Genomic DNA, 17,189 nt, shown 5'->3' on the forward strand with positions numbered 1-17,189 from the left:
CTACTAAGAGGAAAACACAATGGAAGCATTAGGAATGATCGAAACCCGGGGCCTGGTTGCACTGATTGAGGCTTCTGACGCAATGGTTAAAGCGGCACGCGTGAAACTGGTTGGCGTGAAGCAGATCGGTGGCGGCCTGTGTACTGCCATGGTTCGTGGTGATGTGGCCGCTTGCAAAGCAGCTACGGATGCCGGTGCTGCTGCTGCGCAGCGTATTGGCGAACTGGTTTCTGTACACGTTATCCCGCGTCCGCATGGCGATCTGGAAGAAGTATTCCCGATCAGCTTCAAAGGCGACAGCAACGATATGTAAGTCGTCCATGTGACGCCACTGGATTGTTAAGAGAAAGCTGGCGTCACCCTCTCTCCTTTTCACATTACCTTCTGCGGAGGGTAGGGGGAGGTTTTACCTGAAATATGCCACGGAGGCGGGTATGAAACTGGCAATCGTCACAGGACAAATTGTTTGTACCGTACGCCATCAGGGGCTCGCGCACGACAAGTTGCTGATGGTGGAAATGATTGATGCTCAGGGAAATCCCGACGGGCAGTGTGCTGTTGCTACCGACAGCATCGGGGCGGGAACCGGAGAGTGGGTGCTGCTGGTCAGTGGAAGCTCTGCCCGCCAGGCGCACAGTAGTGACTCATCGCCTGTCGATCTGTGCGTGATTGGCATTGTCGATGAAGTGGTGGCAGGTGGTCAGGTGATCTTCCATAAATAAGGCAGAAAATCATGAATCAACAGGATATTGAACAGGTCGTGAAAGCGGTGCTGCTGAAAATGAAAGACAGCAGCCAACCCGTCAGTGCCGTTCAAGAAATGGGCGTATTTGCCTCCCTGGATGACGCAGTGGCGGCAGCAAAACTGGCACAGCAGGAGCTGAAAAGCGTCGCTATGCGCCAGTTGGCCATTCACGCCATTCGTGAAGCAGGCGAAAAACACGCCAGAGAATTAGCGGAATTTGCCGTCAGTGAAACCGGCATGGGACGCGTTGAAGATAAATTTGCCAAAAACGTGGCGCAGGCACGCGGCACGCCGGGCGTGGAATGCCTGTCTCCACAGGTACTGACCGGCGATAACGGCCTGACGCTGATTGAAAATGCGCCGTGGGGCGTGGTGGCATCGGTAACGCCGTCCACCAACCCGGCCGCGACCGTCATTAATAACGCCATCAGCCTGATTGCGGCGGGTAACAGCGTGGTCTTTGCGCCGCATCCTGCTGCAAAAGGCGTTTCTCAGCGTGCGATCGGTCTGCTTAACCAGGCGGTAGTCGCTGCGGGTGGTCCGGCAAACCTGCTGGTGACCGTTGCCAATCCGGATATCGAAACCGCTCAGCGTCTGTTCAAGTACCCAGGCATCGGCTTGCTGGTGGTGACCGGCGGCGAAGCGGTGGTGGAATCTGCGCGTAAGCACACCAACAAACGTCTGATTGCCGCAGGTGCGGGTAACCCACCGGTGGTGGTGGATGAAACCGCCGATCTGGCGCGCGCCGCGCAGTCCATCGTTAAAGGTGCGTCGTTTGATAACAACATCATCTGCGCCGATGAAAAAGTCCTGATCGTCGTGGATAGCGTTGCCGACGAGCTGATGCGTCTGATGGAAGGTCAGCACGCGGTCAAGCTCACCGCAGCTCAGGCTGAGCAATTGCAGCCGGTGTTGATGAAAAACGTCGATGAACGCGGTAAAGGCACGGTTAGCCGTGACTGGGTCGGGCGCGATGCGGCCAAAATCGCCGCGGCGATCGGCCTGAATGTCCCGGAGCAAACCCGCTTGTTGTTCGTCGAAACCTCAGCCACACATCCATTTGCGGTAACTGAACTGATGATGCCGGTGCTGCCGGTGGTGCGGGTGGCTAACGTTGACGAAGCCATTGCGCTGGCGGTCACGCTTGAAGGTGGTTGCCACCATACGGCGGCGATGCACTCACGCAACATCGATAACATGAACCGTATGGCTAACGCCATCGATACCAGCATTTTCGTCAAGAACGGACCGTGCATTGCCGGTCTTGGGCTTGGCGGTGAAGGCTGGACCACCATGACCATTACTACGCCAACCGGGGAAGGGGTGACCAGTGCGCGCACGTTTGTCCGCCTGCGTCGCTGTGTATTGGTGGATGCGTTTCGCATCGTATAAGGAGTGAAAGAGATGGCGCATGACGAACAACTGTGGCTCACACCCAGACTGCAAAAAGCAGCAACGCTGTGTAACCAGACGCCGGCCGCGAGTGATTCACCGCTGTGGCTCGGCGTTGATTTGGGGACCTGTGATGTGGTGTCGATGGTTGTCGACAGTGAAGGACAGCCGGTTGCGGTTTGTCTGGACTGGGCCGACGTCGTGCGTGACGGCATCGTCTGGGATTTTTTCGGTGCAGTGACCATTGTTCGTCGCCATCTCGATACGCTCGAACAACAACTGGGTTGCCGCTTTACCCACGCGGCAACCTCGTTCCCGCCAGGAACGGACCCGCGTATCTCCATTAACGTGCTGGAGTCTGCCGGACTTGAGGTTAGCCATGTGCTGGATGAGCCCACCGCCGTGGCGGATCTACTTCAGCTGGATAACGCAGGCGTGGTGGATATCGGCGGTGGGACGACCGGTATTGCCATCGTGAAGCAGGGCAAAGTGACCTATTCCGCCGACGAAGCGACCGGCGGGCATCACATTTCTCTGACGCTGGCCGGGAACCGTCGTATTCAACTGGAAGAAGCCGAGCAGTACAAGCGCAGTAACGGCAAAGAAATCTGGCCGGTGGTGAAGCCGGTTTACGAAAAGATGGCGGAAATTGTCGCCCACCATATTGCCGGGCAGGGCGTCATGGATTTATGGCTGGCCGGTGGGTCCTGTATGCAGCCGGGGGTTGATGAGCTGTTCCGTAAGCGTTTCCCGGAGCTGCAGGTACATTTACCGCAGCACAGTCTGTTTATGACCCCGCTGGCGATTGCCAATAGCGGAAAAGTAAAAGCGGAAGGAATCTATGCAAGCTGAATTGCAGACCGCGCTCTTTCAGGCATTCGATGCCCTGAATCTGCAACGCGTAAAAACGTTCAGCGTTCCACCGGTCACGCTATGTGGACTGGGAGCGCTCAGCACCTGCGGGCAGGAAGCGCAAACGCGCGGGCTGACGCACATGTTCGTTATGGTGGATAGCTTCCTGCATGAAGCGGGAATGACCGCCTCACTGGAGCGCAGCCTGGCGATGAAAGGCGTGGCGATGACGCTGTGGCCGTGTCCGGTCGGTGAGCCGTGCATCACTGATGTTTGCGCGGCGGTGGCACAGCTGCGCGAGTCAAAATGTGACGGCGTCGTGGCCTTCGGCGGCGGCTCGGTACTGGATGCCGCCAAAGCCGTCGCGTTGCTGGTAACCAACCCAACGCAAACGCTGGCTGACATGACGGAAAACAGCGTGCTGCGTCCTCGTTTACCGCTGATTGCCGTGCCAACCACCGCCGGGACCGGGTCAGAAACCACCAACGTCACGGTGATTATCGATGCTGCCACCGGACTGAAAAAAGTGCTGGCCCACGCCACGCTGATGCCGGACGTCGCCATTCTCGATGCGGCGGTAACGGAAGGCGTACCGCCGCACGTGACGGCAATGACCGGCATCGATGCACTCACCCACGCCGTGGAAGCCTACAGCGCGCTGAACGCGACACCGTTTACCGACAGCCTGGCGATTGGCGCGATCGCGATGATTGGCAAGTCGCTGCCGAAAGCGGTGGGCTATGGCCATGACCTGGCGGCGCGTGAAAGCATGTTACTGGCTTCCTGTATGGCGGGGATGGCTTTTTCCAGCGCAGGTTTGGGCTTGTGTCACGCGATGGCGCACCAGCCGGGTGCTGCGCTGCACATCCCACACGGGCAGGCTAACGCCATGCTGCTTCCTACGGTAATGGGCTTTAACCGCATGGTGTGTCGTGAACGCTTCAGCCACATCGGGCGGGCGTTAACCAATAAGAAATCAGACGATCGTGACGCTATCAGCGCGGTTATTGAGCTGATCGCCGAAGTGGGCCAGACCAAACGGCTCGCTGACGTGGGCGCGAAACCTGAGCATTACAGTACCTGGGCGCAAGCCGCATTGAACGATATTTGTATACGCAGCAACCCACGCACCGCCACGCAGGAACAGATTATCGACCTGTACGCGGCGGCACAATAAGGCATACCAGGAAGTAGGCCGGATAAGGCGTTCGCGCCGCCATCCGGCAACAACGCGACATCATTGCCTGATGGCGCTGCGCTTATCAGGCCTACTAAGCACCTGGCAAATGGAGATAGGGCTATGGGAATTAACGAAATCATCATGTACATCATGATGTTCTTTATGCTGATTGCCGCCGTGGACAGGATCCTGTCGCAGTTCGGTGGTTCAGCGCGTTTCCTCGGTAAGTTTGGTAAGAGCATCGAGGGATCGGGCGGTCAGTTTGAAGAAGGTTTTATGGCGATGGGCGCACTGGGTCTGGCGATGGTCGGTATGACTGCGCTGGCACCGGTACTGGCGCATGTGCTCGGACCGGTAATTATTCCGCTGTATGAAATGCTGGGCGCGAACCCGTCAATGTTTGCCGGAACGCTGCTGGCGTGTGATATGGGCGGCTTCTTCCTGGCGAAAGAACTGGCGGGTGGCGACGTGGCCGCATGGCTGTACTCTGGCCTGATCCTCGGGGCAATGATGGGGCCGACGCTGGTCTTCTCCATCCCGGTTGCGCTGGGAATTATTGAACCGTCAGACCGTCGTTATCTGGCTCTGGGCGTACTGGCCGGTATCGTGACCATTCCGGTTGGCTGTATCGCAGGCGGTCTGGTGGCAATGTACTCCGGGGTTGAAATCAACGGGCAACCGGTGGAGTTCACCTTCGCGCTGATTCTGATGAACATGATTCCGGTGCTGATCGTCGCCATCCTGGTGGCGCTGGGGCTGAAATTTATCCCGGAAAAAATGATTAACGGCTTCCAGATCTTCGCCAAGTTCCTGGTGGCGCTGATCACCATCGGCCTGGCGGCGGCGGTCATTAAGTTCCTGCTTGGCTGGGAGCTGATCCCGGGTCTCGATCCTATCTTCATGTCTGCGGGTGATAAGCCCGGCGAAGTGATGCGCGCCATCGAAGTGATCGGTTCTATCTCCTGCGTGCTGCTGGGTGCCTACCCGATGGTACTGCTGCTGACCCGTTGGTTTGAAAAACCGCTAATGAGTGTCGGCAACCTGCTGAAAATCAACAATATCGCCGCTGCGGGTATGGTGGCAACGCTGGCGAACAACATCCCGATGTTCGGCATGATGAAAAATATGGATACCCGCGGCAAAGTGATCAACTGCGCGTTCGCGGTCTCTGCAGCCTTCGCTCTGGGTGACCACTTAGGTTTTGCCGCCGCGAACATGAACGCCATGATCTTCCCGATGATTGTCGGCAAGTTGATTGGTGGTGTGACGGCGATTGGCGTAGCGATGATGCTGGTGCCAAAAGACGAAAATGTTCCGGCCGTTGTTGACGCGGAAACTGCAGAAGCAAAAGCGGAGGCGCAATCGTGAATACTCGCCAGCTACTGAGCGTCGGTATCGATATCGGCACCACCACCACTCAGGTGATCTTCTCCCGCCTTGAGCTGGTTAACCGTGCGGCAGTGTCGCAGGTGCCGCGCTACGAATTTATCAAACGCGAAATTAGCTGGCAAAGCCCGGTCTTCTTCACACCCGTCGATAAGCAGGGCGGGTTGAAAGAGGCTGAACTTAAAGCGCTGATCCTGGCTCAGTATCAGGCGGCGGGTATTGCGCCGGAAACGGTTGATTCCGGCGCGATCATCATTACCGGAGAAAGCGCGAAAACCCGCAACGCCCGTCCGGCAGTGATGACGCTCTCCCAGTCTCTGGGCGACTTCGTGGTGGCCAGCGCCGGTCCACATCTGGAATCGGTGATTGCCGGTCACGGCGCCGGTGCACAAACCCTGTCTGAACAGCGTTTGTGCCGCGTGCTGAATATCGACATCGGTGGCGGCACCTCGAACTACGTACTGTTCGATGCCGGAAAAGTCAGCGGTTCAGCCTGCCTGAACGTCGGGGGACGACTGCTGGAAACCGACGGTCAGGGACATGTTGTCCATGCGCACCAGCCGGGACAGATGATCGTCGACGAGGTTTTTGGTGCCGGTACCGACGCCCGAACGCTCAATGCCGCACAGCTTGTTCAGATTGCGCGGCGAATGGCGAATTTGATCGTGGAAGTGATTGAAGGCACGCCTTCTGTCCTGGCGCAGGCGCTGATGCAAACCGGTTTACTGCCTGCGGGCATGAAGCCGGATGTAATTACGCTTTCTGGAGGAGTGGGCGAGTGCTACCGCAACCAGCCTGCCGATCCGTTCTGTTTTTCTGACATTGGACCGCTGCTGGCGACGGCGCTGCATGAACATCCGCGCTTGCGTGAGATGAACGTGCAGTTTCCGGCGCAAACCGTGCGCGCCACGGTGATTGGCGCCGGGGCGCATACGCTGTCGCTGTCGGGCAGTACCATCTGGCTGGAAGGCGTGGCACTTCCGCTGCGCAATCTGCCGGTGGCGATCCCGGTTGATGAGGCTGATCTGGTGGCGGCCTGGCAGCAGGCGTTGATGCAGCTCGATCTTGATCCGAAAACAGACGCCTATGTGCTGGCGCTGCCCGGGTCGCTGCCGGTGCGCTATGCCGCGCTGTTAACGGTCATCGACGCGCTGCTGGCCTTTGTCGCGCGTTATCCGAATCCGCATCCCCTGCTGGTGGTAGCCGAGCAGGATTTTGGTAAAGCCCTGGGCATGCTGTTACGCCCACAGTTACAGCAACACCCGCTGGCGGTCATCGATGAGGTGATTGTCCGGGCGGGGGACTATATCGACATTGGTACGCCTCTTTTTGGCGGATCGGTTGTGCCGGTGACGGTGAAATCACTCGCATTTCCTTCCTGAGGGAACGACTTATGAAACTAAAGACCACATTGTTCGGCAATGTTTATCAGTTTAAGGATGTAAAAGAGGTGCTGGCCAAAGCCAACGAACTGCGTTCGGGGGATGTGCTGGCAGGTGTCGCCGCGACAAGCTCACAGGAGCGCGTGGCGGCCAAACAGGTGTTGTCGGAAATGACGGTGGCGGATATTCGCAACAACCCGGTGATTTCCTATGAAGAGGACTGCGTCACGCGTCTGATTCAGGATGACGTCAACGAAACGGCCTATAACCGCATCAAAAACTGGAGCATCAGTGAGCTGCGCGAGTACGTGTTGAGTGATGAAACCTCTGTCGATGACATTGCGTTTATGCGCAAAGGGTTAACGTCAGAAGTGGTCGCTGGGGTGGCAAAAATTTGCTCCAACGCGGACCTGATCTACGGCGGTAAAAAAATGCCGGTGATCAAAAAAGCCAACACCACGATCGGCTTGCCGGGCACCTTCAGCTGCCGTTTGCAGCCGAACGACACCCGTGACGATGTGCAGAGTATTGCCGCGCAAATCTACGAAGGGCTTTCTTTCGGTGCGGGCGATGCGGTGATCGGCGTTAACCCGGTAACCGATGACGTGGAGAACTTAAGTCGCGTACTCGACACCGTGTATGGCGTGATCGACAAATACAACATTCCTACTCAGGGCTGCGTGCTGGCGCACGTTACTACCCAGATCGAAGCGATTCGTCGCGGCGCGCCGGGCGGGCTGATTTTCCAGAGTATCTGCGGTAGCGAGAAAGGCTTGAAAGAGTTCGGCGTTGAGCTGGCGATGCTGGACGAGGCGCGTGCAGTGGGCGCTGAATTCAACCGTATCGCCGGGGAAAACTGCCTGTACTTTGAGACCGGGCAGGGGTCTGCGCTTTCTGCTGGCGCTAACTTCGGTGCCGATCAGGTGACGATGGAAGCGCGTAACTACGGGCTGGCACGCCACTACGATCCGTTCCTGGTGAATACCGTTGTCGGCTTTATCGGGCCAGAGTATCTCTACAATGACCGCCAGATTATTCGCGCCGGTTTAGAAGATCACTTCATGGGCAAGCTGAGCGGCATTTCGATGGGCTGTGACTGTTGTTACACCAACCATGCCGATGCTGACCAGAACCTCAATGAAAACCTGATGATTCTGCTCGCCACTGCAGGCTGCAACTACATCATGGGCATGCCGCTCGGTGACGACATCATGCTCAACTATCAGACCACCGCGTTCCACGACACCGCGACTGTGCGCCAGTTGCTGAACCTGCGTCCGTCGCCGGAGTTTGAACGCTGGCTGGAAAACATGGGCATTATGGCAAACGGTCGCCTGACCAAACGGGCGGGCGATCCGTCACTGTTCTTCTGATGACGCGGGGATGACACACGATGGATCAAAAACAGATTGAAGAAATTGTACGCAGCGTAATGGCGTCAATGGGTGAGTCACAACCGCAGGCTCAAGCGCCGTCAGCGGAAGTGAAATGCAGCACCACGCAGTGCGCCGCACCAACGGGCGAAAGCTGTGCCATGGATTTAGGATCGCCGGAAGCGAAAGCGTGGATTGGCGTTGAAAACCCGCACCGCGCAGAAGTGTTGACGGAGCTGCGTCGCAGCACCGCTGCACGTGTCTGTACCGGTCGTGCTGGCCCTCGTCCGCGTACCCAGGCGCTGCTGCGCTTCCTGGCTGACCACTCACGCTCGAAAGATACCGTGCTGAAAGAGGTGCCGGAAGAGTGGGTGAAAGCACAAGGCTTGCTGGAAGTGCGCTCGGAAATCAGTGACAAAAATCTGTACCTGACCCGCCCGGACATGGGCCGTCGTCTGAGTGCGGAAGCGATTGAAGCGCTGAAATCCCAGTGCGTGGCGAACCCGGATGTCCAGGTGATTATCTCTGATGGCCTGTCTACGGATGCCATCACTGCCAACTACGAAGAGATTCTGCCGCCATTGTTGTCTGGATTAAAACAGGCTGGGCTGAAGGTTGGCACGCCGTTCTTTGTCCGCTATGGCCGTGTGAAAATCGAAGATCAGATTGGCGAGCTGCTGGGTGCGAAAGCGGTGATCCTGCTGGTCGGTGAACGTCCGGGCTTAGGCCAGTCGGAAAGTCTTTCCTGCTACGCCGTCTATTCACCGCGCGTGGCGACTACCGTTGAGGCCGACAGAACCTGTATTTCCAACATTCACCAGGGCGGTACGCCACCGGTCGAAGCGGCTGCGGTAATCGTGGATTTGGCCAAACGCATGCTGGAGCAAAAAGCGTCCGGCATCAACATGACCCGTTAAGGAGGCATCATGCCAGCATTAGATTTGATTAGACCTTCAGTTACCGCCATGCGCGTGATTGCCTCGGTAAATGACGGTTTTGCCCGCGAACTTAAATTACCGCCACATATACGTAGCCTCGGACTCATCACAGCAGACTCTGATGACGTGGCGTATATTGCCGCAGACGAAGCGACAAAACAGGCAATGGTCGAAGTGGTTTATGGCCGCTCGCTGTATGCCGGTGCGGCGCACGGACCTTCTCCAACGGCAGGTGAAGTGTTGATTATGCTCGGTGGACCTAACCCGGCGGAAGTTCGCGCGGGTCTGGATGCGATGGTGGCCAATATTGAAAATGGCGCCGCGTTCCAGTGGGCCAATGATGCAGAAAATACGGCTTTCCTGGCACACGTGGTATCGCGTACCGGTTCATACCTTTCTGCTACGGCGGGATGCGTACTGGGCGATCCGATGGCTTATCTGGTGGCTCCGCCATTAGAAGCAACCTACGGGATTGATGCTGCGCTGAAATCTGCCGATGTACAGATCGTTACCTACGTGCCGCCACCGTCAGAAACCAACTACTCGGCGGCGTTTTTAACCGGTAGCCAGGCCGCCTGTAAAGCAGCCTGTAACGCCTTCGCTGATGCTGTTCTGGATATTGCCCGTAATCCTGTCCAGCGCGCGTAAGAGAGGTTGCAATGATCAATTCACTGGGATTACTGGAAGTGGATGGCATGGTGGCTGCTGTAGACGCGGCGGATGCCATGCTGAAAGCCGCGAACGTGCGTCTGCTTAGCCACCAGGTGCTCGATCCTGGCAGGCTGACGCTGGTGGTGGAAGGCGATCTGGCGGCGTGTCGTGCAGCGCTGGATGCCGGTTGTGCTGCTGCTGCGCGTACAGGACGTGTTATCAGCCGCAAGGAGATAGGACGGCCGGATGATGACACCCAGTGGCTGATCGGCGGTTTTACGCGCCAGCCGAAAAAACCAGAACCGAAGAAATCAGAACCGAAGCCGGAAGTGACATCAGACGTGAAAACAGAGAAGACGCAGGAAGCACCGGTGTCCTCTGAATCCTCTGACGAATTACTGGCGCTGTTAACATCGGTCCGTCAGGGAATGACGGCAGGGGAAGTGGCCGCGCACTTTGGTTGGTCACTTGATAAAGCCAGAATTGCGCTGGAACAGCTCTTTTCTGCCGGAGCGTTGCGTAAACGCAGTAGTCGCTATCGCTTAAAAAATTAACCTGTCGGAGGGCCGGGGGCTTCAGTGAAGCTTCCGGCTTCAAAGGTCATGAAAAAGAAACGTACTGCAAACCTGCACCATCTTTATCATGAAGTATTACCCGAAGACGTTAAACTTACGCCGAAAGTGGAAGTGGACAATGTTCATCAGCGGCGAACAACGGATGTGTATGAGCACGCGCTGACCATTACCGCCTGGCAGCAGATCTACGACCAGCTGCATCCAGGTAAATTTCATGGCGAGTTCACTGAAATCCTGCTTGATGATATTCAGGTGTTCCGTGAATACACCGGTCTGGCGCTGCGTCAGTCCTGTCTCGTCTGGCCAAATTCATTCTGGTTTGGCATTCCGGCTACGCGCGGCGAACAGGGGTTTATTGGCACCCAATGTCTGGGTAGCGCTGAAATTGCCACCCGTCCGGGCGGGACGGAATTTGAGCTGAGTACGCCGGATGACTACACCATTCTTGGCGTCGTGATCTCTGAAGAGGCGATCGCTCGTCAGGCTAACTTCCTGCACAACCCGGAAAGGGTGCTGCATATGCTGCGCAACCAGTCGGCGCTGGAAGTAAAAGAACAACACAAAGCAGCGTTGTGGGGCTTTGTGCAACAGGCGCTGGCGACGTTTAGCGAGAATCCTGAAAATCTTCGCCAGCCTGCGGTGCGCAAAGTGTTAGGGGATAATCTGCTGTTGGCGATGGGTACCATGTTGGATGAAGCCCAGCCGATCATCACCGCCGAGAGTATCAGCCATCAGAGTTACCGTCGGTTGCTGTCGCGTGCGCGCGAATATGTGCTGGAAAATATGTCGGAGCCGCTGACCGTGCTCGACCTGTGCAATCAGCTGCATGTCAGCCGAAGAACCTTGCAAAATGCCTTCCATGCGATCCTGGGGATCGGGCCGAATGCCTGGTTAAAACGCATTCGTTTGAACGCAGTCCGCCGTGAGCTTATCAGCCCGTGGTCGCAGAGTATGACGGTAAAAGATGCCGCGATGCAGTGGGGATTCTGGCATTTAGGGCAGTTTGCCACCGATTACCAGCAGCTGTTTGCCGAGAAACCGTCGCTCACGCTGCATCAGCGTATGCGCCAGTGGGCGTGATGAGATTATTGAGTCGGATGCGACGCTTCGCGTTTTATCCGACCTACGGGACGGTGCCATTATTGAAGTTGTAGGCCGGATAAGGCGTTAGCCGCCATCAGGCAATGACACCCAGTCGCGCACCTGAATAAACTCGCTAAGGGCGGCTTCCGGGCTGTTCGCTTCTGGCTGCCAGTCATACTCCCAGCGCACCAGCGGCGGCATCGACATCAGAATGGATTCCGTACGCCCGCCAGTCTGTAGACCAAACAGCGTGCCGCGATCCCACACCAGGTTAAATTCCACGTAGCGTCCACGACGATAAAGCTGGAAGTTGCGCTCGCGCTCACCCCAACTCATCGCTTTGCGCCGCTCAACGATCGGCAGATACGCGTCGGTATAGCCTGTGCCAACTGCTCGCATAAAATCGAAACAGTGGTCGAAGTCCGGGGTATTTAAATCATCGAAAAACAGTCCGCCGATGCCGCGCTGTTCGTTCCGATGCTTAAGGAAAAAGTAGTCATCGCACCACTTTTTGTAACGCGGGTAAACGTCATCGCCAAACGGCTGGCACAGCTCCAGCGCCGTGCGGTGCCAGTGAACGGCGTCCTCTTCAAAGCCGTAGTAGGGCGTTAAATCAAAGCCACCGCCAAACCACCAAACCGGATCGGCACCGGGTTTTTCGGCGATAAAAAACCGCACGTTAGCATGACTGGTGGGAATGTACGGGTTGAGCGGGTGCACCACCAGTGACACGCCCATCGCTTCAAAACTGCGCCCGGCCAGTTCTGGTCGATGTGCTGTCGCCGAGGCTGGCATCGCGTCACCATGGACATGGGAGAAATTCACGCCCGCTTGTTCAAAAATCCCACCGTTACGCAGCACCCGGCTGCGTCCGCCGCCACCCGCTTCGCGCTGCCAGCTATCTTCAACAAATTCAGCGCCGTCTACGGCAGACAGTTGCTGGCAAATATCATCCTGCAGGCTGAGCAGGAACTGTTTAACGCGCTGGGCATCGGGCTTCATGATTAACGTTTCTTCGAGTGGGCTTTCTGGTTATCAAACCAGTGGAAATAGCTGATAACGCCATTGGCGATGGCGGTGGCAATTTTCTGCCGAAATGCCGTGGTGCCCAGCAGGCGTTCTTCTTCCGGGTTGGTAATAAATGAGGTTTCTACCAGCACCGAAGGAATGGACGGCGATTTTAGTACCACGAAGGCGGCCTGTTCTGTACTGCGGCTGTGCAGACGGTGTACTGGCTTGATCTTCTTCAGGATGTGCGACCCTAAGGTCAGGCTATTTTTAATGGTGTCGGTCTGAACCAGATCGAACAGCACTTGCTGCAGCAAATGATCTTTGTCGGTGGCTTTTTTCCCGGCGACTTCATCCGCGCGGTTTTCACGATCGGACAGATACTTTGCCATGGCGCTACTGGCGCCGCGGTTAGACAGAGCAAAGACCGACGCCCCCGCCGCGCTGGGGTTAGTAAAACCGTCGGCGTGGATGGACATAAACAGGTCGGCACCGTGCTTGTGGGCGATCTCGACGCGGTCGTAAAGCGGAATAAAGGTATCGCCGGAGCGGGTCAGCCGGGCATCGATCCCTTGGCTACGCAGGATGGAGCGCACGTTTTTGGCAATCGCCAGCACCACGTGTTTTTCCTTCGAACCGTTGCGACCAATTGCCCCGGTATCAATGCCACCGTGACCCGGATCGAGAACCACAACGCGCTTTGCGCCTGATTTTTTCGCTTTCGGTTTACTGTGACCATTGCTGGTTTTTAGCGCTTCTTCTTTAGCGATAGCTGGCGACATACCTGACAGCGTCAGGGCAGCCAGCCCGGCTTTCAGCACCTGGCGGCGCGATGTGAGAGTTTTTAGTGGTTTAAAAGTGCTCATACGGCCTGAGTTGTAATAAATAAGTTCCAGATGTTATATCGTATCGCGTAGTCCGTTGCGACGGATCGGGATAATAATTGTTTTACTTTTCATTTCAATACGTGACAGTTGCCTATTATGCCATTTTTTACGCCGCTTCGCGTCAGATATTGGCTTAATCAGTTGTTCACGCCATAATCACTATTTTTAGGGCTAAAAAGGGTCTCAATACCATGGAGATACGCGTATTTCGCCAGGAAGATTTCGAAGAGGTTATCACCCTCTGGGAGCGCTGCGACCTGCTGCGTCCATGGAACGATCCGGAAATGGATATTGAGCGCAAGGTGAATCACGACGTCAGCTTGTTCCTGGTCGCTGAGGTGAACGGTGAAGTCGTTGGCACGGTGATGGGGGGTTACGACGGTCATCGCGGCTCAGCGTACTATCTTGGCGTACACCCTGAATTTCGTGCTCGTGGCATTGCGAATGCACTGCTAAGCCGGCTGGAGAAAAAGCTCATTGCCCGCGGATGTCCGAAGATTCAAATTATGGTGCGTGACGACAATGACATCGTGCTGGGCATGTATGAACGTCTGGGATATGAACATGCTGACGTACTCAATCTGGGCAAGCGCTTGATTGAAGATGAAGAGTACTGAGTTTCATCCCGCCGACTATGACGGTCACGGGCGTCTGCGCCTCCCTGTTTTGTTCTGGTGCGTGCTGCTGCTTCAGGCGCGCACGTGGGTGCTGTTTGTGATTGCGGGATCTTCTCGCGAGCAGGGAAACACCTTACTGAATTTGTTTTACCCCGATCACGATGCATTCTGGCTGGGATTGCTCCCAGGCGTTCCGGCAGTGCTGGCGTTTTTACTCAGCGGGCGGCGTTTTGCATTTCCTGCGCTGTGGCGCTGGCTGCGCGGATTACTGATTTTGGCCCAGTTGGCGTTGCTTTGCTGGCAGCCACTGCTGTGGTTGGGGGGCGATCCGGTCAATGGCGTTGGGCTGGCGCTGCTGGTAGCCGATGTTGTCGCCCTGGTCTGGCTACTGACTAACCCGCGTTTACGTGCCTGTTTTGCCATCGAAAAAGAATAACGGCACTTTTTTATGAAGCCGGACTCCAAGCAACGTTAATTAATAAAGAAAGGATGTGAGATGAAATCGCTGCGTTTGATGTTATGCGCGATGCCGCTGGTACTGACTGGCTGCTCGACGCTCTCGTCGGTGAACTGGTCCGCCGCAAATCCGTGGAACTGGTTTGGTTCTTCGACGGAAGTCACCGAGCAGGGGGTGGGACAACTCACTGCTGCGACGCCGCTGGATGAGAAAGCCATTGCCGATGCGCTGGACGGAGATTATCGCCTGCGCAGCGGGATGAAGACCGACAACGGCAATGTGGTGCGCTTTTTTGAAGCAATGAAAGAAGATAAGTTGGCGATGGTGATCACTGGCGATGGGGGGACCATCAGCCGTATTGATGTACTGGACGGCGATATTGAGTCAGCGTCCGGTGCAGAAATCGGTACACCGTTTAGTGACCTTTACACCAAAGCGTTCGGTAATTGCCAGAAAGCGACCGGCGATGATAGTGCAGGTGTTGAGTGTAAAGATGAGGGAAGTCAGCATATTAGCTACATTTTTTCCGGTGAGTGGAGCGGTCCTGAAGGCATAATGCCGTCTGACGATACGCTGAAAGACTGGAAAGTAAGCAAAATTATCTGGCGGCGTTAATTTGCGTCTGAACAAATCGACAGACTAAAAAAACAGGTAGAATAACGCCCATCAATGCCACGAGGTCGTGGCATCTTTTTTTCAGGAGGAACAATGTCTCAGGTTCAGAGTGGCATTTTGCCAGAACATTGCCGTGCGGCGATTTGGATTGAAGCCAATGTAAAAGGCGACGTTGAGGCTTTGCGCGCTGCCAGCAAAACATTTGCTGATAAGTTGGCGACCTTTGAAGCAAAATTCCCGGATGCACATCTGGGCGCGGTTGTGGCTTTCGGTAACAAAACCTGGCGCACGCTGAGCGGTGGCGTAGGGGCTGAAGAGTTAAAGGACTTTATCCCTTACGGTAAAGGTCTGGCCCCGGCAACGCAGTATGACGTGCTGATCCACATTCTTTCTCTGCGTCATGACGTGAATTTCTCTGTTGCGCAGGCGGCCATGGACGCCTTTGGTGATTGCATCGACGTGAAAGAAGAGATCCACGGTTTCCGTTGGGTCGAAGAGCGTGATCTGAGCGGCTTCGTTGATGGTACGGAAAACCCGGCCGGGGAAGAGACGCGTCGTGACGTTGCGGTTATCAAAGATGGCGTGGATGCGGGTGGTAGCTATGTGTTCGTGCAGCGCTGGGAGCACAACCTGAAGCAGCTGAACCGCATGAGCATCCACGATCAGGAAATGATGATTGGTCGCACCAAAGAAGCTAACGAAGAGATCGACGGCGACGATCGCCCGGCCACCTCTCACCTGAGCCGCGTAGATTTGAAAGAAGACGGTAAAGGGCTGAAAATTGTCCGCCAGAGCCTGCCATACGGTACCGCCAGCGGTACGCACGGTCTGTACTTCTGCGCTTACTGCGCGCGCCTGCACAATATTGAGCAGCAACTGCTGAGCATGTTCGGCGACACCGACGGTAAACGTGACGCCATGCTGCGCTTCACCAAGCCGGTGACCGGCGGCTATTATTTTGCGCCATCGCTGGACCGCTTAATGGCGCTGTGAGAGTGAGTTGCCGGATGGTGGCATAACGCCTTCTCCGGACTACACACTGGCGTAAAATACATCTCCCCGCACCGTCGGGGATTTTTTTTACCTGAAATTAACCTGATTTAGTGAGCCATTTCGCAGCACTGATTTGTTAATGCTGTATCTTCTGCGTGAATGAAGCGGATGCTTCATATTCAAAAGGAGAATATTGAAATGGGAAAACTCACGGGCAAAACAGCATTGATTACGGGCGCATCTCAGGGTATTGGCGAAGGGATCGCCAGAACATTTGCCCGCCACGGTGCGAACCTGATCTTGCTGGATATCTCCGATGAGATTGAAAAACTGGCGGATGAGCTTGTTGGACGCGGTCACCGTTGTACAGCAGTTCATGCGGACGTCAGAGATTTTGCTTCTGTCACGGCGGCGGTAAAACGCGCGAAGAACATTGAGGGCAAAATTGATATTCTGGTCAACAACGCAGGCGTATGCCGTCTCGGCAGCTTCCTTGAAATGAGCGATGAAGATCGCGATTTCCATATTGATATCAACATCAAAGGTGTCTGGAACGTGACGAAAGCCGTTCTGCCGGAGATGGTTGCTCGCAAGGATGGGCGCATTGTGATGATGTCATCCGTCACCGGCGATATGGTCGCCGATCCGGGGGAAACGGCCTATGCACTGTCAAAAGCCGCGATTATCGGCTTAACCAAATCGCTGGCGGTGGAATACGCGCAATCCGGCATCCGCGTTAATGCGATTTGCCCCGGCTATGTCCGTACGCCAATGGCGGAAAATATCGCGCGTCAGTCTAACCCGGACGATCCGGAATCAGTGTTAACTGAAATGGCAAAAGCCATTCCGCTGCGTCGCCTGGCGTGTCCGCTTGAAGTCGGTGAACTGGCGGCGTTCCTGGCGTCTGATGAGTCCAGCTACTTAACCGGCACGCAGAACGTGATCGATGGCGGCAGTACCCTGCCAGAAAGCGTTAGCGTCGGCGTCTGAGTGATGCCTGTCTCCTCCCCGCGAACAGGGGAGGAGTTACCTCTTATTCTCTTTTCAACTTTCAA

Annotated in this window: 19 protein-coding genes; 17 read left to right on the forward strand and 2 right to left on the reverse strand. The window is 55.9% G+C overall.

Going from position 1 to position 17,189, the window contains the following annotated elements:
* The first annotated feature begins 19 nt into the window (after window positions 1-19).
* The 12 genes from eutM (at window position 20) to eutR (ending at window position 11,554) form a co-directional block, all read left to right on the forward strand.
* Window positions 20-313, forward strand: coding sequence for an ethanolamine utilization microcompartment protein EutM (gene eutM / locus AC3ITF_RS06520; RefSeq protein ID WP_005121908.1), 294 nt, complete (start codon window positions 20-22; stop codon window positions 311-313).
* A 121-nt stretch (window positions 314-434) separates the two neighbouring features.
* Window positions 435-722 carry an ethanolamine utilization microcompartment protein EutN gene (gene eutN / locus AC3ITF_RS06525; RefSeq protein ID WP_096756227.1) on the forward strand — a complete coding sequence of 96 codons (288 nt, stop codon included), beginning with the start codon at window positions 435-437 and terminating at the stop codon, window positions 720-722.
* Window positions 723-733: 11 nt separating this feature from the next.
* Complete coding sequence (locus AC3ITF_RS06530; protein ID WP_096756228.1) at window positions 734-2,137, forward strand: aldehyde dehydrogenase family protein; 1,404 nt, start codon at window positions 734-736, stop codon at window positions 2,135-2,137.
* Between the two features lie 12 nt (window positions 2,138-2,149).
* Window positions 2,150-2,989, forward strand: a complete 840-nt coding sequence (gene eutJ, locus AC3ITF_RS06535; RefSeq protein ID WP_096756229.1) for an ethanolamine utilization protein EutJ — start codon at window positions 2,150-2,152, stop codon at window positions 2,987-2,989.
* Window positions 2,979-4,166, forward strand: a complete 1,188-nt coding sequence (eutG, locus tag AC3ITF_RS06540) for an ethanolamine utilization ethanol dehydrogenase EutG (RefSeq protein WP_115257818.1) — start codon at window positions 2,979-2,981, stop codon at window positions 4,164-4,166. Before eutJ ends, eutG begins: the two co-directional genes overlap by 11 nt.
* Window positions 4,167-4,289: 123 nt before the next feature.
* Window positions 4,290-5,537 carry an ethanolamine utilization protein EutH gene (eutH, locus tag AC3ITF_RS06545; RefSeq protein ID WP_182269377.1) on the forward strand — a complete coding sequence of 416 codons (1,248 nt, stop codon included), beginning with the start codon at window positions 4,290-4,292 and terminating at the stop codon, window positions 5,535-5,537.
* Window positions 5,534-6,937 carry an ethanolamine ammonia-lyase reactivating factor EutA gene (eutA, locus tag AC3ITF_RS06550; RefSeq protein ID WP_489176246.1) on the forward strand — a complete coding sequence of 468 codons (1,404 nt, stop codon included), beginning with the start codon at window positions 5,534-5,536 and terminating at the stop codon, window positions 6,935-6,937. Before eutH ends, eutA begins: the two co-directional genes overlap by 4 nt.
* An 11-nt stretch (window positions 6,938-6,948) precedes the next feature.
* Window positions 6,949-8,310, forward strand: coding sequence for an ethanolamine ammonia-lyase subunit alpha (gene eutB / locus AC3ITF_RS06555; RefSeq protein ID WP_096756233.1), 1,362 nt, complete (start codon window positions 6,949-6,951; stop codon window positions 8,308-8,310).
* Between the two features lie 20 nt (window positions 8,311-8,330).
* Window positions 8,331-9,227 carry an ethanolamine ammonia-lyase subunit EutC gene (eutC, locus tag AC3ITF_RS06560; RefSeq protein ID WP_489176247.1) on the forward strand — a complete coding sequence of 299 codons (897 nt, stop codon included), beginning with the start codon at window positions 8,331-8,333 and terminating at the stop codon, window positions 9,225-9,227.
* A gap of 9 nt (window positions 9,228-9,236) precedes the next feature.
* Window positions 9,237-9,896, forward strand: coding sequence for an ethanolamine utilization microcompartment protein EutL (gene eutL, locus AC3ITF_RS06565; RefSeq protein ID WP_096756235.1), 660 nt, complete (start codon window positions 9,237-9,239; stop codon window positions 9,894-9,896).
* A gap of 11 nt (window positions 9,897-9,907) precedes the next feature.
* Window positions 9,908-10,453, forward strand: a complete 546-nt coding sequence (eutK, locus tag AC3ITF_RS06570) for an ethanolamine utilization microcompartment protein EutK (RefSeq protein ID WP_096756236.1) — start codon at window positions 9,908-9,910, stop codon at window positions 10,451-10,453.
* Window positions 10,454-10,501: 48 nt separating this feature from the next.
* Entirely contained in the window at window positions 10,502-11,554 is a 1,053-nt protein-coding gene (gene eutR / locus AC3ITF_RS06575) for an HTH-type transcriptional regulator EutR (protein ID WP_489176248.1), read from the forward strand.
* Between the two features lie 87 nt (window positions 11,555-11,641).
* On the opposite strand, the gene hemF is transcribed toward eutR, so the two are convergent.
* Both hemF and amiA read right to left on the reverse strand, forming a co-directional pair.
* Entirely contained in the window at window positions 11,642-12,559 is a 918-nt protein-coding gene (gene hemF, locus AC3ITF_RS06580) for an oxygen-dependent coproporphyrinogen oxidase (protein WP_117343547.1), read from the reverse strand.
* A 2-nt stretch (window positions 12,560-12,561) separates the two neighbouring features.
* The gene (amiA, locus tag AC3ITF_RS06585) at window positions 12,562-13,431 is read right to left on the reverse strand and encodes an N-acetylmuramoyl-L-alanine amidase AmiA (protein ID WP_117343548.1); all 870 of its coding nucleotides are present in this window, start codon (window positions 13,429-13,431) and stop codon (window positions 12,562-12,564) included.
* 212 nt (window positions 13,432-13,643) lie between these two features.
* On the opposite strand from amiA, the gene AC3ITF_RS06590 reads away from it, so the two are divergent.
* The 5 genes from AC3ITF_RS06590 to ucpA all read left to right on the forward strand — a co-directional run bounded on the left by AC3ITF_RS06590 (window position 13,644) and on the right by ucpA (window position 17,124).
* On the forward strand, window positions 13,644-14,069 hold the full coding sequence (locus AC3ITF_RS06590; protein ID WP_096756240.1) for a GNAT family acetyltransferase: 426 nt from the start codon (window positions 13,644-13,646) through the stop codon (window positions 14,067-14,069).
* Entirely contained in the window at window positions 14,056-14,505 is a 450-nt protein-coding gene (locus AC3ITF_RS06595; RefSeq protein WP_115257824.1) for a DUF2919 domain-containing protein, read from the forward strand. Before AC3ITF_RS06590 ends, AC3ITF_RS06595 begins: the two co-directional genes overlap by 14 nt.
* Before the next feature lie 60 nt (window positions 14,506-14,565).
* Window positions 14,566-15,141 (forward strand): RpoE-regulated lipoprotein, encoded by a 576-nt coding sequence (locus AC3ITF_RS06600; RefSeq protein ID WP_489176249.1) that lies wholly within the window; start codon window positions 14,566-14,568, stop codon window positions 15,139-15,141.
* 93 nt (window positions 15,142-15,234) lie between these two features.
* Window positions 15,235-16,134, forward strand: coding sequence for a porphyrinogen peroxidase (gene yfeX / locus AC3ITF_RS06605; RefSeq protein ID WP_096756243.1), 900 nt, complete (start codon window positions 15,235-15,237; stop codon window positions 16,132-16,134).
* Between the two features lie 198 nt (window positions 16,135-16,332).
* The gene (ucpA, locus tag AC3ITF_RS06610) at window positions 16,333-17,124 is read left to right on the forward strand and encodes an SDR family oxidoreductase UcpA (RefSeq protein WP_096756244.1); all 792 of its coding nucleotides are present in this window, start codon (window positions 16,333-16,335) and stop codon (window positions 17,122-17,124) included.
* Window positions 17,125-17,189 lie beyond the last annotated feature (65 nt).

Source organism: Citrobacter sp. KH_055_1 (genome assembly GCF_057838705.1).